Origin of the sequence: Shinella sumterensis, assembly GCF_004514425.2 — a bacterium.
GTDB classification, from domain to species: Bacteria; Pseudomonadota; Alphaproteobacteria; order Rhizobiales; family Rhizobiaceae; genus Shinella; species Shinella sumterensis.
Map to the genome: position 1 here is coordinate 1 of NZ_MYFN02000051.1, position 720 is coordinate 720.

Sequence of the window (720 nt, forward strand, 5' to 3'; positions counted from 1 at the left end):
TTACTCGACGATGGAGGCGACGATGCCTGCGCCGACGGTACGGCCGCCTTCGCGGATGGCGAAGCGCAGCTTTTCTTCCATCGCGATCGGAACGATCAGCTCGACGTCAACGGTCACGTTGTCGCCCGGCATGACCATTTCCGTGCCTTCCGGCAGCGAGACGATGCCCGTCACGTCCGTCGTGCGGAAGTAGAACTGCGGACGGTAGTTCGTGAAGAACGGCGTATGACGGCCGCCTTCTTCCTTCGTCAGGATGTAGGCTTCGGCCTTGAACTTCTTGTGCGGCTTGACCGAACCCGGCTTGCACAGGATCTGGCCACGCTCAACGCCGTCACGGTTCACACCGCGCAGCAGCGCACCGATGTTGTCGCCGGCCTGGCCCTGGTCGAGCAGCTTGCGGAACATTTCAACGCCCGTGCAGGTCGTCTTCGTCGTCGGACGGATGCCGACGATCTCGATTTCCTCACCGACCTTGACGATGCCACGCTCGACGCGGCCGGTCACGACCGTACCACGGCCCGAGATCGAGAACACGTCTTCGATCGGCATCAGGAAGGGCTGGTCGATCGGACGCTCGGGCGTCGGGATGTAGTCGTCGACTGCGGCCATCAGGGCGCGGATCGCGTCTTCGCCGATTTCCTTGTTCGAATCTTCCAGAGCCGCCAGAGCCGAACCCTTGACGATCGGAATGTCGTCGCCCGGGAATTCGTAGGACGACAG

1 protein-coding gene is annotated in these 720 nt (G+C 62.5%); it reads right to left on the reverse strand.

Annotated features, from left to right (window positions below; translation table 11 throughout):
- Positions 1–720 (reverse strand): EF-Tu C-terminal domain-related protein (locus tag B5M41_RS26775; protein WP_268998432.1); only part of this gene is annotated, 720 nt, incomplete at its 5' end.